This window comes from Pseudomonas sp. 7-41, from assembly GCF_021233075.1.
Taxonomy (GTDB): Bacteria; Pseudomonadota; Gammaproteobacteria; order Pseudomonadales; family Pseudomonadaceae; genus Aquipseudomonas; species Aquipseudomonas veronii.
On sequence record NZ_CP089551.1, the window covers coordinates 911,869 to 931,180 of the forward strand.

General features: G+C 62.2%; 14 protein-coding genes and 2 pseudogenes. 4 read left to right on the forward strand and 12 right to left on the reverse strand.

All coding sequences use genetic code 11. The features are described 5' to 3' along the window. Positions 1-338: 338 nt before the first annotated feature. Positions 339-3,110 carry a hybrid sensor histidine kinase/response regulator gene (locus tag LQ249_RS03940; RefSeq protein ID WP_017849673.1) on the reverse strand — a complete coding sequence of 924 codons (2,772 nt, stop codon included), beginning with the start codon at positions 3,108-3,110 and terminating at the stop codon, positions 339-341. A gap of 101 nt (positions 3,111-3,211) precedes the next feature. Beyond that, entirely contained in the window at positions 3,212-4,504 is a 1,293-nt protein-coding gene (gene purD, locus LQ249_RS03945) for a phosphoribosylamine--glycine ligase (RefSeq protein WP_017849672.1), read from the reverse strand. A gap of 21 nt (positions 4,505-4,525) precedes the next feature. Between purD and LQ249_RS03950 the strand changes: the two are divergent. Beyond that, positions 4,526-4,639, forward strand: a pseudogene (locus tag LQ249_RS03950) (outer membrane lipoprotein carrier protein LolA); the annotation flags it as partial. 15 nt (positions 4,640-4,654) lie between these two features. Here LQ249_RS03950 and purH read toward each other — a convergent pair. The 10 genes and pseudogenes from purH to LQ249_RS04000 form a co-directional block, all read right to left on the reverse strand. Next, complete coding sequence (gene purH / locus LQ249_RS03955) at positions 4,655-6,262, reverse strand: bifunctional phosphoribosylaminoimidazolecarboxamide formyltransferase/IMP cyclohydrolase (RefSeq protein WP_046384852.1); 1,608 nt, start codon at positions 6,260-6,262, stop codon at positions 4,655-4,657. 81 nt (positions 6,263-6,343) lie between these two features. Then, positions 6,344-6,664, reverse strand: coding sequence for a DNA-binding transcriptional regulator Fis (fis, locus tag LQ249_RS03960; RefSeq protein WP_002555375.1), 321 nt, complete (start codon positions 6,662-6,664; stop codon positions 6,344-6,346). Next, the gene (dusB, locus tag LQ249_RS03965; RefSeq protein ID WP_017849670.1) at positions 6,661-7,674 is read right to left on the reverse strand and encodes a tRNA dihydrouridine synthase DusB; all 1,014 of its coding nucleotides are present in this window, start codon (positions 7,672-7,674) and stop codon (positions 6,661-6,663) included. Before dusB ends, fis begins: the two co-directional genes overlap by 4 nt. 185 nt (positions 7,675-7,859) lie before the next feature. Next, complete coding sequence (locus LQ249_RS03970; RefSeq protein WP_046384851.1) at positions 7,860-9,104, reverse strand: DUF3426 domain-containing protein; 1,245 nt, start codon at positions 9,102-9,104, stop codon at positions 7,860-7,862. Positions 9,105-9,134: 30 nt separating this feature from the next. Then, positions 9,135-10,013 (reverse strand): 50S ribosomal protein L11 methyltransferase, encoded by an 879-nt coding sequence (prmA, locus tag LQ249_RS03975; protein ID WP_046384850.1) that lies wholly within the window; start codon positions 10,011-10,013, stop codon positions 9,135-9,137. 278 nt (positions 10,014-10,291) lie between these two features. After that, positions 10,292-11,653 carry an acetyl-CoA carboxylase biotin carboxylase subunit gene (gene accC, locus LQ249_RS03980; RefSeq protein WP_017849667.1) on the reverse strand — a complete coding sequence of 454 codons (1,362 nt, stop codon included), beginning with the start codon at positions 11,651-11,653 and terminating at the stop codon, positions 10,292-10,294. A gap of 17 nt (positions 11,654-11,670) precedes the next feature. Next, positions 11,671-12,129, reverse strand: coding sequence for an acetyl-CoA carboxylase biotin carboxyl carrier protein (gene accB / locus LQ249_RS03985; RefSeq protein ID WP_017849666.1), 459 nt, complete (start codon positions 12,127-12,129; stop codon positions 11,671-11,673). Positions 12,130-12,153: 24 nt separating this feature from the next. Then, complete coding sequence (aroQ, locus tag LQ249_RS03990; RefSeq protein ID WP_017849665.1) at positions 12,154-12,609, reverse strand: type II 3-dehydroquinate dehydratase; 456 nt, start codon at positions 12,607-12,609, stop codon at positions 12,154-12,156. A gap of 296 nt (positions 12,610-12,905) precedes the next feature. Next, positions 12,906-13,421, reverse strand: a pseudogene (locus LQ249_RS31675) (methyl-accepting chemotaxis protein); the annotation flags it as partial. A 1,499-nt stretch (positions 13,422-14,920) separates the two neighbouring features. Further along, positions 14,921-16,591 carry a response regulator gene (locus tag LQ249_RS04000; protein WP_057005975.1) on the reverse strand — a complete coding sequence of 557 codons (1,671 nt, stop codon included), beginning with the start codon at positions 16,589-16,591 and terminating at the stop codon, positions 14,921-14,923. 402 nt (positions 16,592-16,993) lie between these two features. Here LQ249_RS04000 and LQ249_RS04005 point away from each other — a divergent pair, with 402 nt between their 5' ends. The 3 genes from LQ249_RS04005 to LQ249_RS04015 all read left to right on the forward strand — a co-directional run bounded on the left by LQ249_RS04005 (position 16,994) and on the right by LQ249_RS04015 (position 19,204). Continuing rightward, on the forward strand, positions 16,994-17,971 hold the full coding sequence (locus LQ249_RS04005; RefSeq protein WP_390898400.1) for a DUF2333 family protein: 978 nt from the start codon (positions 16,994-16,996) through the stop codon (positions 17,969-17,971). Between the two features lie 2 nt (positions 17,972-17,973). Continuing rightward, complete coding sequence (locus LQ249_RS04010) at positions 17,974-18,510, forward strand: NUDIX hydrolase (protein ID WP_046384846.1); 537 nt, start codon at positions 17,974-17,976, stop codon at positions 18,508-18,510. Positions 18,511-18,832: 322 nt separating this feature from the next. Then, on the forward strand, positions 18,833-19,204 hold the full coding sequence (locus tag LQ249_RS04015) for a translation initiation factor Sui1 (protein WP_017849660.1): 372 nt from the start codon (positions 18,833-18,835) through the stop codon (positions 19,202-19,204). Positions 19,205-19,312: the final 108 nt, after the last annotated feature.

Here is a 19,312-nt window from a genome sequence, read left to right on the forward strand (position 1 = left end):
GGCGGTGTGACAGTCAGCTTATTTGTAACTGTTCCAGCGCTATCGGGAGCGAGCTTGCCATCGCTGTCTTTCAGTCGATGCATAGGTGACTGGTCCACCGCCATCGAGGGCAAGCCCCCTCCCACATAGGATCAGTGGTGTTCATCCATTGTGTGGCAGACGCAGGCTCAGTGTGGGAGGGGGCTTGCCCCCGATGGCGGTGTGACCGTCAGCTTATTTGTAACTGTTCCAGCGCTATCGGGAGCGAGCTTGCCATCGCCGTCTTTCAGTCGATGCATCGGTGACTGGTCCGCCGCCATCGGGGGCAAGCCCCCTCCCACATTCGAGCGCATTTGACGTTAAGAGGGCGCATGCTCCGGCCGTGGCTGACGCTGCGCCACCCAGTACTCCACCAGCTCGCGCAATTGTGACAATTCCACCGGCTTGGCCATGTGCCCGTCCATCCCGGCCTGGCGTGCGCGCTCTTTGTGTTCCGAGAGGATGTGTGCGGTGAGCGCCACCACCGGCGTGCGAATGCGCTGGTGGCTGACTTCCCAGGCTCGCAACTGTTGGGTCGCGGAGAAGCCATCGAGGATCGGCATTTCACAGTCCATCAACACCAGATCATAGCGCTGGGCCTTCATCGCCTGCAGGGCTTCTTCGCCGTTGCTCGCGGTGTCCGGGTTGAGGTTGAGCTTGCCGAGCATGCCGCGGATGACTTTGGTGGAGATGCTGTTGTCTTCGGCCACCAGGATGCGGAAGTCGCTGGGCACGATGATGGCCGCCGGCGCGTTGAGGGGCGCGCGTGGCTGCCCGCCGCCTTTGCTGCGCTGGGTCAGTTCGTCGGCCAGGGTGGTCTTGAGGGTGTAGCCGGCCACCGGCTTGGCGAGGATGCGCTTGATCCCGCAATTGCGCGCAATGATCTTGCTCGGCGCGTTACTGATGCCGGTGAGCATGATCAGCAGGATGTCGTGGTTGAGGCTCGGGTCTTCCTTGATCTTGGCTGCCAGTTGCATGCCGGTCATGCCGGGCATGTTCTGGTCCAGCAGCACCACGTCGAAGTAATCACGCAGGTGCGCCTTGGTGCGCAACAACGCCAGGGCTTCCTTGCCCGACGGCACGGCGCTGACATTCAGGCCCCAGGCGGTGCATTGCTGCACCAGCACTTTGCGGCAGGTGTCGTTGTCGTCCACCACCAGTACCCGCGCACCCTTGAGCGGGCCGTCGAGGTCGGAGGTCGGGTGTTCCAGGCGTTCAGGGTCCAGCGGCAGGGTCAGCCACAGGGTGCTGCCTTGTTGTGCGCCGCTCTTGATGCCGAATTCGCCGTTCATCAACAGGATCAACTGGCGCGCGATGACCAGGCCCAGGTGGCCGCTCAAACGGGTGGCCGAGAGGAAGTTCTTGCTGTGCAGTTCGCTGTGCAGCAACGCATCGCGTTCGGCGGCTTCCATTGGCAGGCCGCTGTCCTGCACAGCAATGCGCAGGCGCGGCTTGGGGCTGCGCTCGTCGAGGGCGACGACGATCAACACTTCGCCTTCATCGGTTTTCTGCAGGGCGTTTTCCAGCAGGCTCAACATCGCCTGGCGCAGGCGCGTCGGGTCGCCGCTGATCACCCGCGGCACCTGGGGCTGGATAAAGCTGATCAGCTCGACGTTCTGCTGCTCGGCCTTGGCGCGGAAGATGCTCAGGCAGTCGTCGATCAGCGCATTGAGGTCGAACTGCACGTCGTCCAATTCGATCTGCCCGGATTCCAGCTTGGAGATATCGAGGATTTCGTTGATCAGTGTGAGCAGTTCGTTACCGGCGCTGTGGATCGTCTGCACATAGTCGCGCTGTTTGACCGACAACGGCGTGCCCAGCAGCAGTTCGGTCATGCCCAGCACGCCGTTCATGGGGGTACGGATTTCGTGGCTGATCTTCGCCAGGAACTCGGCCTTGGCGGCGATTTCGGCGTTGCTGGCCGCCAGCTCGCGGCTGAGGCTGAAGCGTGCTTCGACGATGGCGCGCTGGCGTTCGCCGAGGGCCAGGCTCATCAGCAGGCCACTGAGGCAGATAAAGCTGAGCAGGGTAATGATCAAGCCTTGCGGCGCCAGCAGCGTGAGGCCAAGCAAGGCCGGCAGGATGATCAGTGTGCCGATGTTGAACACCACCATCCCCGCCACGAACAACCGCGCCGGCCGGTAGCCTTTTTGCCAGTGATAGGCCGAGACAAACAACATGCTCAGGCCGGCCAGGGCCACCAGGACGTAAGTGATGATGTTCAGCGGCAACGTGTTGACGAACAACAGCAGCAGGCCGCACAGCACGATCAACAGAATGTCGGCCATCAACAGTTTGTTCAGCGGGTGCGGGCCCAGCGGCATGAAGAAGCGATAGGCAAACATCAGCCCGCACGGTGCGGTCAGCAGCAGGGCGAGGTAGGCGCCCGGCGTCTGGATCGCGTGCCAGTTCTGCAGCCATGGCCCCAGCAGGTTGAGCAGCAACGCCAGGCTGAGCAGCAGCAGCACTTCGCAGGCCGCCAGCCACAGGCTGCTGCGTGAGCGGTGGTAGGCGAAGCGGGAGAGGTTGTGCAGGATCAGCATCAGCAGACAGCCGAACAGCAGGCCGTAGATCAGCGTCTGGCTTTGGTCGGCGGCGGCGAGTACGGCCGGCTCCAGGGTGATATAGGGGCGCAGTTCGTGTTCCGAGACCAGGCGCAGGTACACCTCAAGGGGCTTCGGGCTCTGGGGCATCGGCAGCATGAAGTCGCTGCTGGGCAGCGGGCGCTCGGCCTGGGGCTGGCGCGTGCCGGTGGTTTGCTGTTCCACCAGGGTGTCGCCATCCAGCACATACAGACTCAGGAGGGAAACGTCCGGGGCAAACACCCGCAGCACTTGCTCGTGCTGGCCGGGTTGCAGCTTGAAGCGTACCCACAACGCACCGTCCGGCTCGGCGGCAGTGATCCGGTCCAGTTCGATGGGGCTGAATTGATTGGTGTAGCGGGGCGAACGGATATCGCTCAGTTGCAGGTCGGCCTGTTCATCAAGCAATACTGCCCAGCCACTGCCTTGCGCAGCGGCCTGGGCCGGGAGCAAACAGAGCAGTGTCAGCAGACTGACAGTGAAACCTATGGCGATCCTGAGCCAGCGCACGGCGAAATCCCTTCGTAGGTTGAAGCACGGGTTAACTATGCGCGGGGTCATACGAGTACGGCAAGGGCCAGAGGCCCTTACCTAACCGAACGGATAGCGACTTAATGAGTCTCGCCACGTTCACGGGCAATCGCGCGATAGCCGATATCTTTACGGTAGAAGCAGCCGTTCCAGCTGATTTTCGCCGCCAGTTTGTAGGCCTGTTGCTGTGCAGCGTCGACACTGGCGCCCATCGCGGTGGCACATAGCACACGGCCACCTGCGGTCACCACCTTGCCGTCCTGCAGCGCAGTGCCCGCATGGAACACTTTGCCTTCCAGCGTCGCCGCCGCGTCCAGGCCTTCAATCACATCGCCCTTGGCGTAGTCGGCCGGGTAACCGCCAGCTGCCAGCACAATGCCGACGCTCGGGCGTGGGTCCCACTGGGCTTCAACCTTGTCCAGGGCCTGGGCCAGCGCGGCTTCCACCAGCAGCACCAGGCTCGATTGCAGGCGCAGCATCACCGGTTGGGTTTCCGGGTCGCCGAAGCGGCAGTTGAACTCGATGACCTTCGGGTTACCGGCCTTGTCGATCATCAGACCGGCGTAGAGGAAACCGGTGTAGACGTTGCCTTCATCGGCCATGCCGCGCACGGTCGGCCAGATCACCAGGTCCATCACACGCTGATGCACTTCGCTGGTCACGACCGGGGCCGGGGAGTAAGCCCCCATGCCTCCGGTGTTCGGGCCGCTGTCGCCGTCGCCGACGCGCTTGTGGTCCTGGCTGGTGGCCATCGGCAGGACGTTCTTGCCGTCGACCATCACGATGAAGCTGGCTTCTTCGCCGTCGAGGAATTCTTCGATGACCACGCGCGAACCGGCTTCACCGAAGGCGTTGCCGGCGAGCATGTCGCGCACGGCGTCTTCGGCTTCCTGCAGGGTCATGGCGACGATCACGCCTTTGCCCGCGGCCAGGCCGTCGGCCTTGATCACGATCGGCGCGCCTTTTTCACGCAGGTAAGCCAGGGCTGGCTCGATCTCGGTGAAGTTCTGGTAGTCGGCGGTCGGGATCTTGTGGCGCGCCAGGAAATCCTTGGTGAATGCCTTGGAACCTTCCAGCTGGGCCGCGCCGGCGGTCGGGCCGAAGCAGTCCAGGCCGCGGCTGCGGAACAGGTCGACGACACCGGCAACCAGCGGCACTTCCGGACCGACGATGGTCAGGGAAACGTTTTTCTCGGCGAAATCCGCCAGTTGTTCCAGGGCCAGCACGTCGATGGCGACGTTTTCGCACTTGGCTTCAATGGCGGTGCCGGCGTTGCCGGGGGCTACGAATACTTTCTGGACGCGTGGGTCCTGGGCAACTTTCCAGGCCAGGGCGTGTTCACGGCCACCGCTGCCAATAATCAAAACATTCATTTCAAAAACCTCTGAGAAACGCTGTGCTTCCCTGTAGGAGCGAGCTTGCTCGCGAAGGTCGTCAACGATAACGAGGGAAACCTGACACCTCGTGGCGTTTTTGAGTTTTTCGCGAGCAAGCTCGCTCCTACAGTCGGGAAGCGGTGCTGTTTAGTGACGGAAGTGGCGCATGCCGGTGAAGACCATGGCGATGCCGGCTTCGTCAGCCGCAGCAATCACTTCGGCATCACGCATCGAGCCGCCTGGCTGGATCACTGCGGTGACGCCGGCCTTGGCCGCGTTGTCCAGGCCGTCGCGGAACGGGAAGAACGCGTCGGACGCCATCACCGAGCCCGCTACCTGCAAACCGGCGTGTTCAGCCTTGATCGCGGCGATGCGCGCCGAGTTCACACGGCTCATCTGGCCGGCGCCGACACCGATGGTCTGGCGGTTCTTGGCGTAGACGATGGCGTTGGACTTGACGTACTTGGCCACTTTCCAGGCGAAGATCAGGTCGTTGATTTCCTGCTCGGTCGGTGCGCGCTTGGTCACCACTTTCAGGTCGGCGCTGCTGATCATGCCGATGTCGCGGCTTTGCACCAGCAGGCCGCCGTTGACGCGCTTGTAGTCCCAGGCAGGGGCACGTTCGGCCGACCATTCGCCGCAGGCCAGCAGGCGCACGTTGGCTTTGGCGGCCACGATGGCGCGGGCTTCCTCGCTGACGGACGGGGCGATGATCACTTCGACGAACTGACGCTCGACGATGGCCTTGGCGGTCGCGGCGTCGAGTTCGCGGTTGAAAGCGATGATGCCGCCGAAGGCCGATTCGGTGTCGGTGGCGTAGGCCAGTTCGTAGGCCTGGCGGATGCCGCCTTCAGCGTCCGGGCTCACGGCCACGCCGCACGGGTTGGCGTGCTTGACGATCACGCAGGCCGGCTTGACGAAGCTCTTCACGCATTCCAGCGCGGCGTCGGTGTCGGCCACGTTGTTGTAGGACAGTTCTTTGCCTTGCAGCTGGGTCGCGGTGGCGATGCCCACTTCGGCCGGCTTGGCTTCCACGTAGAACGCCGCGCTCTGGTGCGGGTTCTCGCCGTAGCGCATTTCCTGGGCCTTGATGAACTGGCTGTTGAAGGTCCGCGGGAACTGGCTGCGACCTTCTGTGCTGAGGGTCTCGGCGGCCTGGTTCACGGTGCCCATGTAGTTGGCGATCATGCCGTCGTAGGCGGCGGTGTGTTCGAATGCCTTGAGCATCAGGTCGAAACGCTGGGCGTAGGTCAGGCCACCGGCTTTGAGGTTTTCAAGCACCTGGGCGTAGTCGCTGGCGTTGACCACGATGGCCACGTCTTTGTGGTTCTTGGCGGCCGAGCGAACCATGGTCGGGCCGCCGATATCGATGTTTTCGATGGCGGTCGGCAGGTCGCAGCCCGGCTTGTTGATGGTGGCTTCGAACGGGTAGAGGTTGACGGCCACCAGATCGATCGGCTTGATGCCGTGCTCGTTCATGATGGCATCGTCGATACCGCGACGGCCGAGGATGCCACCATGGATTTTCGGGTGCAGGGTCTTGACCCGACCGTCCATCATCTCTGCGAAACCGGTGTAGTCCGCGACTTCTACTGCGGCCACGCCGTTGTCTCGCAGCAGTTTGAAGGTCCCGCCCGTGGAGAGGATTTCCACGCCCAGGGCTTCCAGCCCCCGGGCAAATTCGAGAACCCCGGTCTTGTCGGAGACACTGATCAAGGCGCGGCGGATCGGCAGGCGGGTAGTCTGGTCGGTCATTTCAATTTCCATCAAAAGCAAAGGAGTCAGCAAAAAAGGCGACCGGTTTTACGCGGGCGCCTTTCTGGTCGGATTGAATGCTTACAGCAAATCGTATTGTTTGAGCTTTTTGCGCAAGGTGCCACGGTTGAGGCCCAGCAGCTCACTGGCTTTGGTCTGGTTGCCCTTGACGTAGTTCATCACGCTTTCGAGCAAGGGCGCCTCGACTTCGGAGAGCACGAGGTTGTACACGTCCGTGACGGAAGCGCCCTCAAGGTGGGCGAAATAATTGTGCAGCGCCTTCTCGACACTCCCGCGAAGGGTCTGGCCTTCTTCGCTCGGCGTGTTGAGGTGCTGTTTCAAATTGACGTTGTCGCTCACGGGTGTTGTTCCACTCACTAAAGTCTCGGTCATCATCGTCATGCGGCCACCCCCTCTCCGTCCCCTGTCACCAGGCTCTTGTCACGTTCGCTGAAGAACTCACGAACGTTGGCGCACTGTGCTTCCGTATCATCCAAACGATTGAAGTGGGCGCGAAACTCCCTGGCGCCCGGCAGGGTTGCGAGATACCAGCCGACATGCTTGCGAGCAATGCGTACTCCCATCACGTCTCCGTAGAAGGCGTGCAGGGCGGCCAGATGCTCTAGCAGAATACGTTCCACCTCGATCAACCCCGGTGCCGGCAACAGCTCGCCGGTACGCAGAAAGTGTTCGACTTCACGAAAAATCCATGGCCGCCCCTGGGCGGCCCGGCCAATCAACAGGCCATCGGCACCGGTCGCATGCAGCACGCGCCGGGCTTTCTCGGCTGAGTCGATATCGCCATTGGCAAATACCGGCATCGACACGGCCTGCTTGATCGCGGCAATGGTGTCGTACTCGGCTTCGCCGGTGTAAAGATCGGCGCGGGTGCGGCCATGCACCGCCAGCGCTGAAATACCCGCCTGTTCGGCGATCTTCGCCACCGTCAGGCCATTCTTGTTGTCCCGGTCCCAGCCGGTACGAATCTTCAGGGTGACCGGTACATCCACTGCGGCGACAACGGCCTGCAGGATCTCGGCGACCAACTGCTCATCCTTCAACAGCGCGGAACCGGCGGCCTTGTTGCAGACCTTCTTGGCCGGACAGCCCATGTTGATGTCAATGATCTGCGCGCCCAGCTCCACGTTGGCCCGGGCCGCCTCCGCCAGCATCTGTGCGTCGCCACCGGCGATCTGTACCGAGCGGGGCTCGGGATCACCTTCGTGGATCATGCGCAGCCGCGATTTGCGGGTATTCCACAAGCTCATGTCGCTGGTGACCATTTCCGAGACTACTAGACCCGCGCCCAAACGCTTGCACAGCTGACGAAAGGGCTGGTCGGTGACCCCCGCCATTGGCGCGAGAATCAAACCATTGTGCAATGTGTATGGGCCGATGCGTACCGCCGACATAGGACTTCCCTGTTGTGGGGCCGGATCATTAGAGTTCGAAAAAGGGTTGGCATGATACCCGCTCTCGATGACTGGATAAAGGCTGAATTGGATAAAATCTGAACAGTTATTTCTTTATCGCCACCGGTTTGGTTGCCGGCGGTCCAGTCAATAATCCGTCGTCAAACCTCGATGACCGCGCCGATTCACTCGGGCGAATGAAAGCTCAGGCTGTAATTCACCGCTTTGTTGCCGGGGTCGAGGATGTCCAGGGAGATATGGATCGGCGTCTGCGACGGCATTTCACTGACCCCGGCCAGCTCACCGCTCAGGTATTCGGCGGGCTTGAAGCGCCGACTGGCGATCAGGTTGCCGTTCAGGTCGGCAAAGCGCAGTTCCAGCAACGGAAACGGCTGGGAGAACGTCGCGCGGTTATAGATGATTGCATCCACCACCAGCGCACCGGCGAATTCAGGATGGCTGCGCACCACCAGGTTGCTGCTCTTGATGTGCGCGATATCGACCCGTGACGGCACCGTGCAGCCCAATGTCGGGCACAGTTGCTGGAACCACGGGCGATAGGCGTCCTGGCGCGCCAGGTCGTCGAACTGGTAGGCAATGTACTGGCCGGCGAGGCCGGCGGCGGCGATCAGCACCAGCAACAGCCAGAGCAGGCGACGGCCCCAGCTTGACGGGCGTTTGCCGGCGTACAAGTGCAGCGGGTCATCTTCGAGGTCCTGCAGCAGCTCGTCGTGGGCGCTGGCGGCGCTGCGCGAGCGCTTGCGGCCTTGGGGGCGCTCGTCGGGTTCCGGCGCGTCCACGTCGTCGCTGACCGCGCTCACGGGTGGGTCGAGTTCGTCGTCTTCATCGGCAGGTGTGGAACGCAGCGGCGGTTCATCGTCGATGTCGTCGGTGGCGAGGGACATCGACGGTTCGGTGCGCTGTTTAGTCGCAGGGGCATTTGCCGGTTCAGGTTCGTCTTCGGGCGCTTTGGCGCGTTCTTCAGGCGGTTCGCTGAACAGGCTGGCGGCCCATTTTTCTTCCTCGGCCTTGATCGTGTCGCGGCTGGCGCTGAGGGCATCTTCCTTTTTGCGTCGGTCGGCGCTGCCTTGCCGGCGTTCCGCGCCCAGCGGCTGGGTGTGTTGAATCTCGCGGCGTTCCAGCTTGGCCAGTTCTTTGTCCAGGTCCAGGTTGTCCAGGTCCAGCTCTTGCGCGGTCCACTGTTTCTGGCTGATCGCCCGCGGCGCCTCGGCGGCGTGCTCCGCTGCGGCCGGCTGTTCAGGCTTCGGCGCTTGCGCGTGGGCGCGCTGCTCCAGCAACTGGCGCGCGGCGTTGAACACTTGCAGGCACGAGCCGCAGCGCACCACGCCGCGCGCCACGTTCAACTGAGCGTGGCTGACGCGAAAGCGCGTTTGGCAATGGGGACACTGGGTGACGAAACTGTCGGTCATGCGGCCATCCGATTCAGGCAAGCGCTCATTCTAGCGCCGACGCCCGCTGATGCGTACCCAGCCATCACGATTGGCGATCGGGTCGAGCTCGAAATCCTGGGCGTAGGCTGCGGCCACGTCTTCACCCTGTTCGGCGAGGATGCCCGACAGCGCCAGGCGGCCACCCGGCTTGACCAGGCTCGACAGCTGCGGCGCCAGGGCCACCAGCGGGCCGGCGAGGATATTGGCGACCAGCACATCGGCCTGCACCTGGGGCAATTGCTCCGGCAGGTACAATGGGAATTTGCCTTCAGCAATGTGGTTGCGCCCGGCGTTATCGCGGGAGGCTTCCAGGGCCTGTACGTCGATATCGGTGCCGACGGCTTCCTTGGCGCCCAACAACAGGGCGGCAATCGCCAGAATCCCCGAGCCGCAGCCGAAGTCCAACACGTGGCAATCGTTCAGGTCCTGGCCGTCCAGCCATTCCAGGCACAGCGCGGTGGTCGGGTGCGTGCCGGTGCCGAACGCCAGGCCCGGGTCCAGCAGCAGGTTCACCGCGTCAGGCTCGGGGGCGGCGTGCCAGCTCGGCACGATCCACAGGCGCTGGCCGAAACGCATCGGCTGGAAGTTGTCCATCCAGCTGCGTTCCCAGTCCTGGTCTTCGATGATTTCGCTGTGGTGCTCCGGCAGTGGGCCGCCGGTGAGCAGTTCCATATGGGCCAGGACGCTGGCGGCATCGGTGCCGTCTTCGAACAGGGCCAGCAAGTGGGTGTGGGACCACAGCGGGGTGGTGTTGAGTTCCGGCTCGAAGATCGGCTGGTCTTCGGCGTCCATGAAGGTCACCGAGACGGCGCCCACTTCAAGGAACGCGTCTTCGTAGGTTTCGGCTTGTTCTGGGCTGATGGCGAGACGGACTTGCAGCCAAGGCATGGCGGGCACCTTTGAAAAAATGAGTGTGCAGCGGGGAGGGGCTGCGAAAGCGCGCAAGTTTACGCGAGCGTGGAGAAGAAGACGACTGTACTGACAGTACGCCGACCAAATGTGGGAGGGGGCTTGCCCCCGATGGCGGCAGCTCAGTCATAGATTAGGTGACTGACCCACCGCTATCGGGGGCAAGCCCCCTCCCACATTTGGACTGTGTACATCTTCAAAATGGAGGGGCCACAAACAACAAAGCCGCCCGAAGGCGGCTTTGTTGGGTGGAGCACTTACTGGTTGGCCAGTTTGTGTTCCAGGTAGTGAATGTTCACACCACCTTCGCAGAAGCCTTCATCGCGGACCAGATCCCGATGCAGCGGGATGTTGGTCTTGATGCCGTCGACCACGATTTCGTCCAGGGCGTTACGCATGCGGGCCATGGCCTCGTCGCGGGTAGCGCCCCAGGTGATCAGCTTGCCGATCAACGAGTCGTAGTTGGACGGAACCTTGTAGCCGCTGTACAGGTGCGAATCGACGCGAACGCCGTTGCCGCCCGGTGCATGGAAATGCTTGACCAGGCCTGGACTCGGGATAAAGGTTTTCGGGTCTTCGGCGTTGATCCGGCACTCCAGGGAGTGGCCGTGGATCTTCACGTCGTCCTGGGTGAAGGACAGCTCGTTACCGGCGGCGATGCTCAGCATCTCCTTGACGATATCGATACCGGTGACCATCTCCGAAACCGGGTGTTCTACCTGCACGCGAGTGTTCATCTCGATGAAGTAGAAACGGCCGTTCTCGTAGAGGAACTCGAAAGTGCCGGCGCCACGGTAGTTGATGTCGATGCACGCCTTGACGCAACGCGCCAGGACTTCCGCACGGGCTTTCTCGTCGAGGCCCGGTGCCGGTGCTTCTTCCAATACCTTCTGGTGACGACGTTGCAGCGAGCAATCGCGGTCGCCCAGGTGGATGGCGTGGCCCTGGCCGTCGGACAGCACCTGCACTTCCACGTGACGTGGGTTGGTCAGGTACTTCTCCAGGTAGACCATCGGGTTGCCGAACCAGGCAGCCGCTTCGGAGCGCGTCTGCTTGGCCGCTTCGATCAGGTCTTCTTCCTTGTGTACCACGCGCATGCCGCGACCACCGCCGCCGCCTGCGGCCTTGATGATCACCGGGTAACCGACTTCGCGACCGATGCGCAGCGCAGTGGTCTCGTCCTCGGGCAGCGGGCCGTCGGAGCCTGGAACGGTCGGCACGCCGGCCGCGATCATGGCGTCCTTGGCCGAAACCTTGTCACCCATCAGGCGAATGGTCTCGGCTTTCGGGCCGATGAAGGCAAACCCGGATTTTTCCACCTGTTCGGCGAAATCGGCGTTTTCCGCGAGGAAGCCGTAGCCCGGGTGGATGCCATCAGCGCCGGTCACTTCCGCAGCGGCGATGATGTTCGAGACTTTCAGGTACGAGTTCGCAGCCAGTGGCGGGCCGATGCAGATGCTTTCGTCCGCCAGTTTCACGTGCATCAGTTCAGTATCGGCCGTCGAGTAAACAGCGACGGTCTTGATGCCCTCTTCCTTACAGGCGCGCAGGATACGCAGCGCGATCTCGCCGCGGTTGGCGATCAGGACTTTTTGCAGTTTCTTCGCAGGTTTCAACATCGAAGGCGCTCCGCGGTTCAAACGATGGTGAACAGCGGCTGGTCGTACTCAACCGGCTGACCGTTTTCTACCAGAATGGATTCGATGACACCGGCTTTTTCGGCCGTGATGTGGTTCATCATTTTCATCGCTTCCACGATGCAGATGGTGTCGCCTTCTTTCACGGTTTTGCCGACTTCAACGAAGGCTGGCGAACCCGGTGCCGGGGTGCGGTAGAACGTACCGACCATTGGCGACTTGGCCACGAAGCCGTTCAGCTTGGGCGCAGCAGGCTCGGCGGCGGCGACAGGCGCAGCGGCGACCGGAGCGGCAGCGGCAGGTGCCGGTGCTTGCATCTGCGGCGCGTAGAATTGCTGGGCCGGGGTCTTGCTGTGACGGCTGATGCGTACAGACTCTTCGCCTTCCTTGATTTCCAGCTCGTCGATGCCGGATTCTTCCAGCAGTTCGATCAGTTTCTTAACTTTACGGATATCCATGAATCGTCAACTCCCAAGGGTCGGTCAGGGGCGCTTGGCCGGTTGTTCAAGTTGTTCCAGGGCGGCCTCCAGGGCCAGTCGATAACCGCTGGCGCCAAGGCCGCAGATCACACCTACCGCTACGTCGGAGAAGTAGGAGTGATGGCGGAAAGGTTCGCGTTTGTACACGTTCGACAAATGCACTTCGATGAATGGGATGCTCACCGCCAGCAGCGCGTCACGTAATGCAACACTTGTGTGCGTAAAAGCGGCGGGATTGATCAGAATAAAGTCCACGCCTTCGCCGCGCGCGGCATGGATGCGATCAATCAATTCGTACTCGGCATTGCTTTGCAGGTACAGCAAATGGTGGCCGGCTTCACGGGCCCGTCGCTCCAGATCGAGGTTGATCTGTTCCAGGGTCACTGCCCCGTAGACGCCCGGTTCGCGGGTGCCGAGCAGGTTCAGGTTGGGTCCGTGAAGAACCAGTAAGGTCGCCATCGGCTGTTCCTTGTTATTGATGTGGGTACGGCAGAACCCGGCGACTATGCCGCAAAGCGTTTATGACTGTCCAGTTCTATGCAGTAGGCAGCACGATTAGCGAGGATTGCGCGAAATTTGTGACTGCGGCCCAGGATCCGGTCATTGGTAATACCGTCTTGAAACCTGTGGCGATCAAATGTGGGAGGGGGCTTGCCCCCGATAGCGGTGTGCCAGTCTCAATATCTGCAACTGATCCACCGCTATCGGGGGCAAGCCCCCTCCCACATTGGTTCTTCGCGTGGCGCTAGATCGGGTCAGACGCGGAAGGCTTGGACGGCGGTGTTGAGTTGTCCGCCCAGCACCAGCAGGTGCTCACCCTGGCTGCGGCCTTGGCCGATGCGCAGCAGGTTGTCCTCACCCAACTGATGAATCCGTTCGCTGTTATCGCGAATCTCACTCACCGCACCGCTCTGCTGCGCGGTCACATCGGCGATACGCACGGAGGTGTCGGAAATGGTCTGGATCGCCCCGACGATTTCATCCAGCGCGCCGTCGGCGGCTTGTGCTTGCTGGGCGGTGGCTTCGGCGTGTTCGACCTGCGCGCGCATGCCTTCCACCGACTGGCGGGCGGCGGTTTGCAGGCCGGCGATGAGGCCCTGGATTTCGGCGGTGGCGCCAGCGGTGCGCTGGGCCAGGGAGCGCACTTCGTCGGCGACCACGGCAAACCCCCGCCCGGCGTCTCCGGCGCGGGCGGCTTCAATGGCGGCATTGAGCGCCAGCAGGTTGGTCTGGTCGGCGATCGAGCGAATCACCGTCAACACGCCGCCGATGGTCGCGGACTCTTCGGCGAGTTTCTCGATCATCTGCGCGTTTTGCTGCACTTCGCCCACCAGCGCGTGCAGCCCGGTCAGGCTCAGGCCGATCACCCGCTGGCCGTGCTTCACCGCCTGGCCCGCGCTGCGGCTGGCGCCGGCGGCCTGGCTGGCGTCCCCGGCGACTTGTTGAATGGTCGCTTCCAATTCGCCCAACGAATCGCGGATCTGCGCGGTGTCCCCGGCCTGCCGTTCGGCGCCATCATGCAGGCCGCTGCTCAGCTCGGCCAGGGCACGGCTGCTGCCGGCGACTTCCTCGGCATTGCCGCGAATGGTGCCCACCAGGTCCACCAGGTAGGCGCGCAAGCGGTTGAGGGAGGCTTCGATGTCGCGCAGTTCGCGGTTGGTCTTGCCCAAGGCAATCGGTTGGCTGAAGTCGCCTTCGGCCCAGGTCGACAGGGCCGGTGCCAGGTTGGTCAGCACCCGTGCCAGGCGCCGTTGCAGGGTATCGATCAGCAGGGCGATCAGCAGGATCAGGCCGATCATCACCCCTTGCATCAGGCGCACTTCGCCCTGGATCTTTGCGTGTTGCGCCCGCACGACGGGCTCCAGGCCGGCGATGGCCTGTTGCACACCGGCGATTTTCAGGTGGGTGCCGGCGGCGAGGTCGGCGCGCCGCTGGATCTGCTCGCGGGTACGCTTGAGTTCGGCCGGGTAGCGGGTCAGCAGGCTGTTGAGTTCGCGCTTGAGGTCGACGCCGGTGTCTTGTGTTTCGGTTTTTTCGCTGTTTTCCAGGCCCATCAGCGCCGAAAAGTCATCGGTGTTCGAACCGGCGTTGGCCTTGACTCCAAGTAAGGGCAATTGCTCCAGCAGGTCGGCCTGGCCGCGGATATTGCTGACTTCGCGCTCCACATCATCCGCCAGTTCGGCGCGCCCGCTGCTCACCAGCTTGTCGCGGGCCAGGGACAGCTTGCCCAGGTGTTGGGACGCCGCCAGCAGCGGCGGCAGGTAGCGCGCTGCGGCGGGCGAATCGACGCCGATGGCGTACTGGCTCAGTTGCTCGAGGTTCGCGCCCAGTTCGCGCTCGGCCTGCAACAGCAGCGCTTGCGGGTCGCCGGCCAGTTTGCCGGCGGCGAGCAGGTCGGTTTTGCTGAAGGTGTCCAGCTCCTTCAGGCTGGGGCGCAGGCTTTGTGCGAGGTCGGCGGGCAATTCGTCCAGGTGCTGCAGCAGGCTTTCCAGGCTCTGGCTGGCGCTGCTCAAGCGCAGGGCGTCGCCGCTGGCCAGGTAGTCGTCGATGTTGCGTGCGGCCTGGCTCTGGAAGGTCTGCGACAACCCCAGGTAGCGTTCCATCAGCAAATAAGGCCGTTCCAGCGCGCGTTGCGACCACCAGAGCGTCGCCCCGAGTGCCAGGCACACGGCCACCAGAAGGAGGGTATTGAGATTGGTCAGCAGCTTCAGGCGCATGCGTGGTTTCAACCGACAGCAAAAGTTAAGTGCCTGAAGTTATTGCGTTTCTATTACAAAGTTATGACGGAATCGCTGGATTCCGGTGAAAAGATGGCACTTTGACTTGACGTGTGCGCGGCTTGAACCCGATTGCGTCCGGCATCCTTGGCGCGGTACAGCGCCTCGTCGGCTTGGGCGGCCATCATCAGGCTGTCGGAATCGTCGCACAGCTCCACCAGCCCGGCGCTGAAGGTACACCACAAGTCATGCGGCTGGGCCGGGTAGTGAATTTCGGCAAAGCGCCCACGGATTTCATCCAGCACCTTGCAGGCCGATTCCAAGTCGGTATCGGGCATCACAATCGCAAACTCTTCACCGCCGTAGCGGCCGATGTAGTCGGTCTTGCGCAAGCGTTGTTTGAGGAACAGCGCCAGGCTCTTGATCACGCGGTCGCCCATGGGGTGGCCGTGGCTGTCGTTGACGCGCTTGAAGTGGTCGATGTCGAGCATGGCAAAGCTCAACGGCTTGTTCTCGCGACGAGCGCGGAAGGTGCAGTCTTCGAGCAATTGCAGGATATGGGTGTGGTTGTACAGGCCGGTCAGGCTGTCGCGCACCATCCGCGCCTTGAGGTTGCGCGCACGGGCCGCGCGGTTGCGCACGGTGGTGATCAGGTGGCGCGGCTTGATCGGCTTGGTGAGGAAGTCGTCGCCGCCTTCGCTCATGGCGTCCAGCTGTTTATCCAGGTCGTCTTCGGCCGACAGGTAGATGATCGGCACGCTGACGTACCGGTCGTTATGACGGATCACCTTGGCCAGTTCGGTGCCGGTGCAGGCGGGCATGTACATGTCGAGGATGATCAGGTCGGGCTGGAAATCCGCCAGCTCGGCCATGGCCTGGATCGGCTCGATCAGCGTGCGGGTGATGATGCCGGCGCTGTTGAGCAGGCGCTCGGTGTGCAGCGCCTGGGCCCGTGAGTCGTCGATGATCAGCACTTTATAGGGGTCGTATTGGGCGACGCAGGTCAGCACTTCGATCTTTTCCAGCAGGCTCGAGGCTTCCAACGTGCCGGTCAGGAACTCCTCGCCGCCGGCGCGCACGGCGGCGAGGCGGGTCGGGGTGTCGGTTTCATGCAGGCTGAAAAACAGCAACGGCAGCTTTTGCTCCAGGCCTTGCTGGGCCTCGGCGGCCAGTTGGAGGCCGAGGCCCGGGCCGCAGAAATCCACGTCCATCACAATCGCCGACGGCAGGCGCTCGGCCATCGCCACGCGATACGCCGCCACGTTGTCCAGGGACTGGGCGCTCAGGCCAAAGAATTCCAGCTGCTTGGCCAGACGCTCGGCGCGATCATGATCGGCCAGCATCACGTAGATCGGCTTGCGCATCGGCGGCAGGAAGGTTTGCTCAAGCTGATCGCCCTGGCGCAGGCCGGTGCGGGACAGGCGTTGCATCAAGCGGTTGATTTCGGTGATCAGTTGACTGCTCAGGCGGCCGCGATTGGCGTCCACCGCTTTGAGCGACTCGCCGATGTGCTGCGCCAGTTGGCCGTGTTCGGGCTGTTCGAAGCGTTCGGCGAAGCGCAGCAGGCGCAGGTTGGCTTCGCTGAGTTCGGAGAAGTCGGCGTCGGACCATTCGCTGCGTTGCAGGCGCTGCCAGATCTCAAGAATTTGACGTGCCTGATGAATTACCCGCTGGGCAAAGTGCTGCTTGAGACGCTCACGGCTGGGGTCTTCTGGCTCGGTCATATCCTGACTACTAGTGAAGGTGCGTGCTGAGGTCGACTGGTGGCTCTATGCTAGCACCTCTTTTCGGTTACATGAGTGTCATACGTCAATTAACTGCGAGTCCCTGGCATTCATTTAGTGACTAATTGGTCGTGCAGCGGAAAAGGCGCGCATCCTTTATAGTCGAATGCCCCCTGGGCGTCCGTTGGATCATAGTTGTAGGGCGAAAAGCCCCGCATTGACGGGCACGATGGGGTAGGGTTGCTGTCGGAGTGTTTGAACGCACGCCGTCGATTGAAGTGCATGAACTCAAGTGATTGAAAGGATATCGCCATGCTGGACTGGAAAAACCGTGCAGGCAGTGCCAAAGGCCCCGCCCCTGAACCCAAGTCGGCCAACCGCAGCTATTTGCGTAGCGTGCTGATGAGCCGAGCGGTGCTCAGCGTACTCGGCTTGTATCTGTTGGTCACCGGTGCTTTGGGTTGGTACTGGAGCGAAGAGCCGGCGCTGTTCCCGGTCCAGCAGAACGCCCAGCTTGCCGCTGAAAAGGAAGGCAAGCAGATGGTGGTGGGTTACACCACTGTGGAAACCCTCAAGACCGTGGCCGGCACCTTGCTCAACAAACCTGGGGGCTATATTTCCAACGACCGTTTCCCGCCGGGCCTGTGGATGGACAACATGCCGAGCTGGGAATACGGCGTACTGGTGCAGGTGCGCGACCTGACCCGCGCCTTGCGTAAGGATTTCGCCCGTTCCCAGTCGCAGTCGGCGGAAGACGCCGACCTGGCCAAGGCCGAGCCGCGTTTCAACTTCGACAACAAGAGCTGGGTGCTGCCTTCCAGCGAGTCGGAGTACCAGGAAGGCATCAACTCCCTGAATCGCTATGAAGTGCGCCTGTCCGACCCGAACCAGCGCGGCGCCCTGTTCTACGCGCGCGCCGACAACCTCAACAACTGGCTGGGCGATGTCGCCACACGCCTGGGTTCGTTGTCGCAACGTCTGTCGGCCAGTGTCGGCCGGGTCAAGCTGAACACCTCACTGAAAACCGAAGCGCTGGCGCCGGGTGAAGTGCCGCAGCTCGATGAAGAAGTGGTGGAAACCCCATGGATGCAGATCGACAACGTGTTCTACGAAGCCCGCGGCCAGGCCTGGGCCTTGTCCCACCTGTTGCGCGCCATCGAAGTCGACTTTGCCGACGTGCTGGCCAAGAAGAATGCGACGGTCAGCGTGCGCCAGATCATTCGTGAACTGGAGGCTTCGCAAGAGCCGGTCTGGAGCCCGATGATCCTCAACGGCAGCGGCTTTGGCATATTGGCCAACCACTCGCTGGTGATGGCCAACTACATTTCCCGGGCCAACGCGGCGGTGATCGACTTGCGTCAGTTGCTTAACCAAGGGTGATGATGGACGTGACTCAAAAGGAGGCCGCGCACCGCGCAGCCTCCGATGCGGAACTGATCTGCTGGGTCGACGAGCACGACAACCCGCTCGGCGCCCTGGTGCGCTCCGACCTGCGCCAGCGCGGCCTGATCGGCCGTTGCACCTTTATCTTCCTGTTCAACTCGGCAGGTGAACTGTGCGTACACCGACGCACCCTGAGCAAAGCCCTGTACCCCGGTTTCTGGGACACGGCGGCAGGCGGGATGGTGGCGGACGGCGAGAGTTATGCCGAGTCGGCCGCCCGCGAGCTTGAAGAAGAGCTCGGCGTGGGCGGGGTGGAGTTGGTCGAGCATGACCATTTCTACTTCGAGGACGGCGACAGCCGACTTTGGTGCAGATCCTACTCCGCCGTGTGGGACGGTGCGCTGTGCCTGCAGCCTGAAGAAGTCATGGAAGCGCGCTTTTTACCCCTTGAAATTGTCCTGCAGGAAGCGCAACAAAAGCCCTACTGCCCTGACGCGCAAGAGGGCTTGCGGCGCTATCTGGCCTCACGTCGCTAAAGTTGTATAAATTGGCGCGATTTGGCTCTTAGCAAGTGAGCTTTTTGTGGTTACACTGCGCGACTTTTCACCCGAACCACCCTTGTTCCACCCCCTGATTCCTGTAGGAGCGAGCTCGCTCGCGAAAACCTCAAGCGCGCTGTGGGCATCCTGAATGTCCGCGTCATCGTTGGCGATCTTCGCGAGCGAGCTCGCTCCTACAGGAATCGGGGGCAATGACATGGGGGGGTCGGTAGCGCTGCCCCTGCCTGAGTGGGGCTTCGCGGTCGGCAACCGCCTGAGCGTTTGCCGATCAGTCTTTGTCCTCACAAGAGGATTGCCGGTGGCCAAAAAAGCCGCATCCTTCGCCGCCCTCGGTGGCCTGGTATTTTCCACCGACGCAGGTCGACACTGCCCGGACTGTCGTCAGCCCGTGGACGCCTGTACCTGCAAACAAACCCTGATCCCCGAAGGCGACGGCATTGCCCGCGTGCGACGCGAGAGCAAAGGCCGTGGCGGCAAGACGGTGACCACCATCACCGGCGTGCCGCTGGCCGAAGACGCGCTGAAGGAACTCGCCACCACGCTGAAAAAGCGCTGTGGCACCGGTGGCGCGTTGAAAGACGGGGTCATCGAGATCCAGGGCGATCACGTCGAGTTGCTGTTGGCCGAGCTGATCAAGCTCGGGTACAAGGCCAAGAAGTCCGGCGGCTGACAGCCTCTTTCCAACCAGTGTCTAAACTCTGTCCTGCGAGTGGGGTCTGACCTTACTCACAGGCAAATCGTCATTTTCATTCTTTAGACTGCGCCAGCCTCCAACGAG

What these genes read in the sequence shown, in the direction of transcription:
- purD (WP_017849672.1), bottom strand. Translation starts at nt 4,504, where the DNA reads ATGAATGTTTTGATTATTGGCAGCGGTGGCCGTGAACACGCCCTGGCC.
- purH (WP_046384852.1), bottom strand. Translation starts at nt 6,262, where the DNA reads ATGACCGACCAGACTACCCGCCTGCCGATCCGCCGCGCCTTGATCAGT.
- fis (WP_002555375.1), bottom strand. Translation starts at nt 6,664, where the DNA reads ATGACGATGATGACCGAGACTTTAGTGAGTGGAACAACACCCGTGAGC.
- dusB (WP_017849670.1), bottom strand. Translation starts at nt 7,674, where the DNA reads ATGTCGGCGGTACGCATCGGCCCATACACATTGCACAATGGTTTGATT.
- LQ249_RS03970 (WP_046384851.1), bottom strand. Translation starts at nt 9,104, where the DNA reads ATGACCGACAGTTTCGTCACCCAGTGTCCCCATTGCCAAACGCGCTTT.
- prmA (WP_046384850.1), bottom strand. Translation starts at nt 10,013, where the DNA reads ATGCCTTGGCTGCAAGTCCGTCTCGCCATCAGCCCAGAACAAGCCGAA.
- accC (WP_017849667.1), bottom strand. Translation starts at nt 11,653, where the DNA reads ATGTTGAAACCTGCGAAGAAACTGCAAAAAGTCCTGATCGCCAACCGC.
- accB (WP_017849666.1), bottom strand. Translation starts at nt 12,129, where the DNA reads ATGGATATCCGTAAAGTTAAGAAACTGATCGAACTGCTGGAAGAATCC.
- aroQ (WP_017849665.1), bottom strand. Translation starts at nt 12,609, where the DNA reads ATGGCGACCTTACTGGTTCTTCACGGACCCAACCTGAACCTGCTCGGC.
- LQ249_RS04000 (WP_057005975.1), bottom strand. Translation starts at nt 16,591, where the DNA reads ATGACCGAGCCAGAAGACCCCAGCCGTGAGCGTCTCAAGCAGCACTTT.
- LQ249_RS04005 (WP_390898400.1), top strand. Translation starts at nt 16,994, where the DNA reads ATGAGCCGAGCGGTGCTCAGCGTACTCGGCTTGTATCTGTTGGTCACC.
- LQ249_RS04010 (WP_046384846.1), top strand. Translation starts at nt 17,974, where the DNA reads ATGGACGTGACTCAAAAGGAGGCCGCGCACCGCGCAGCCTCCGATGCG.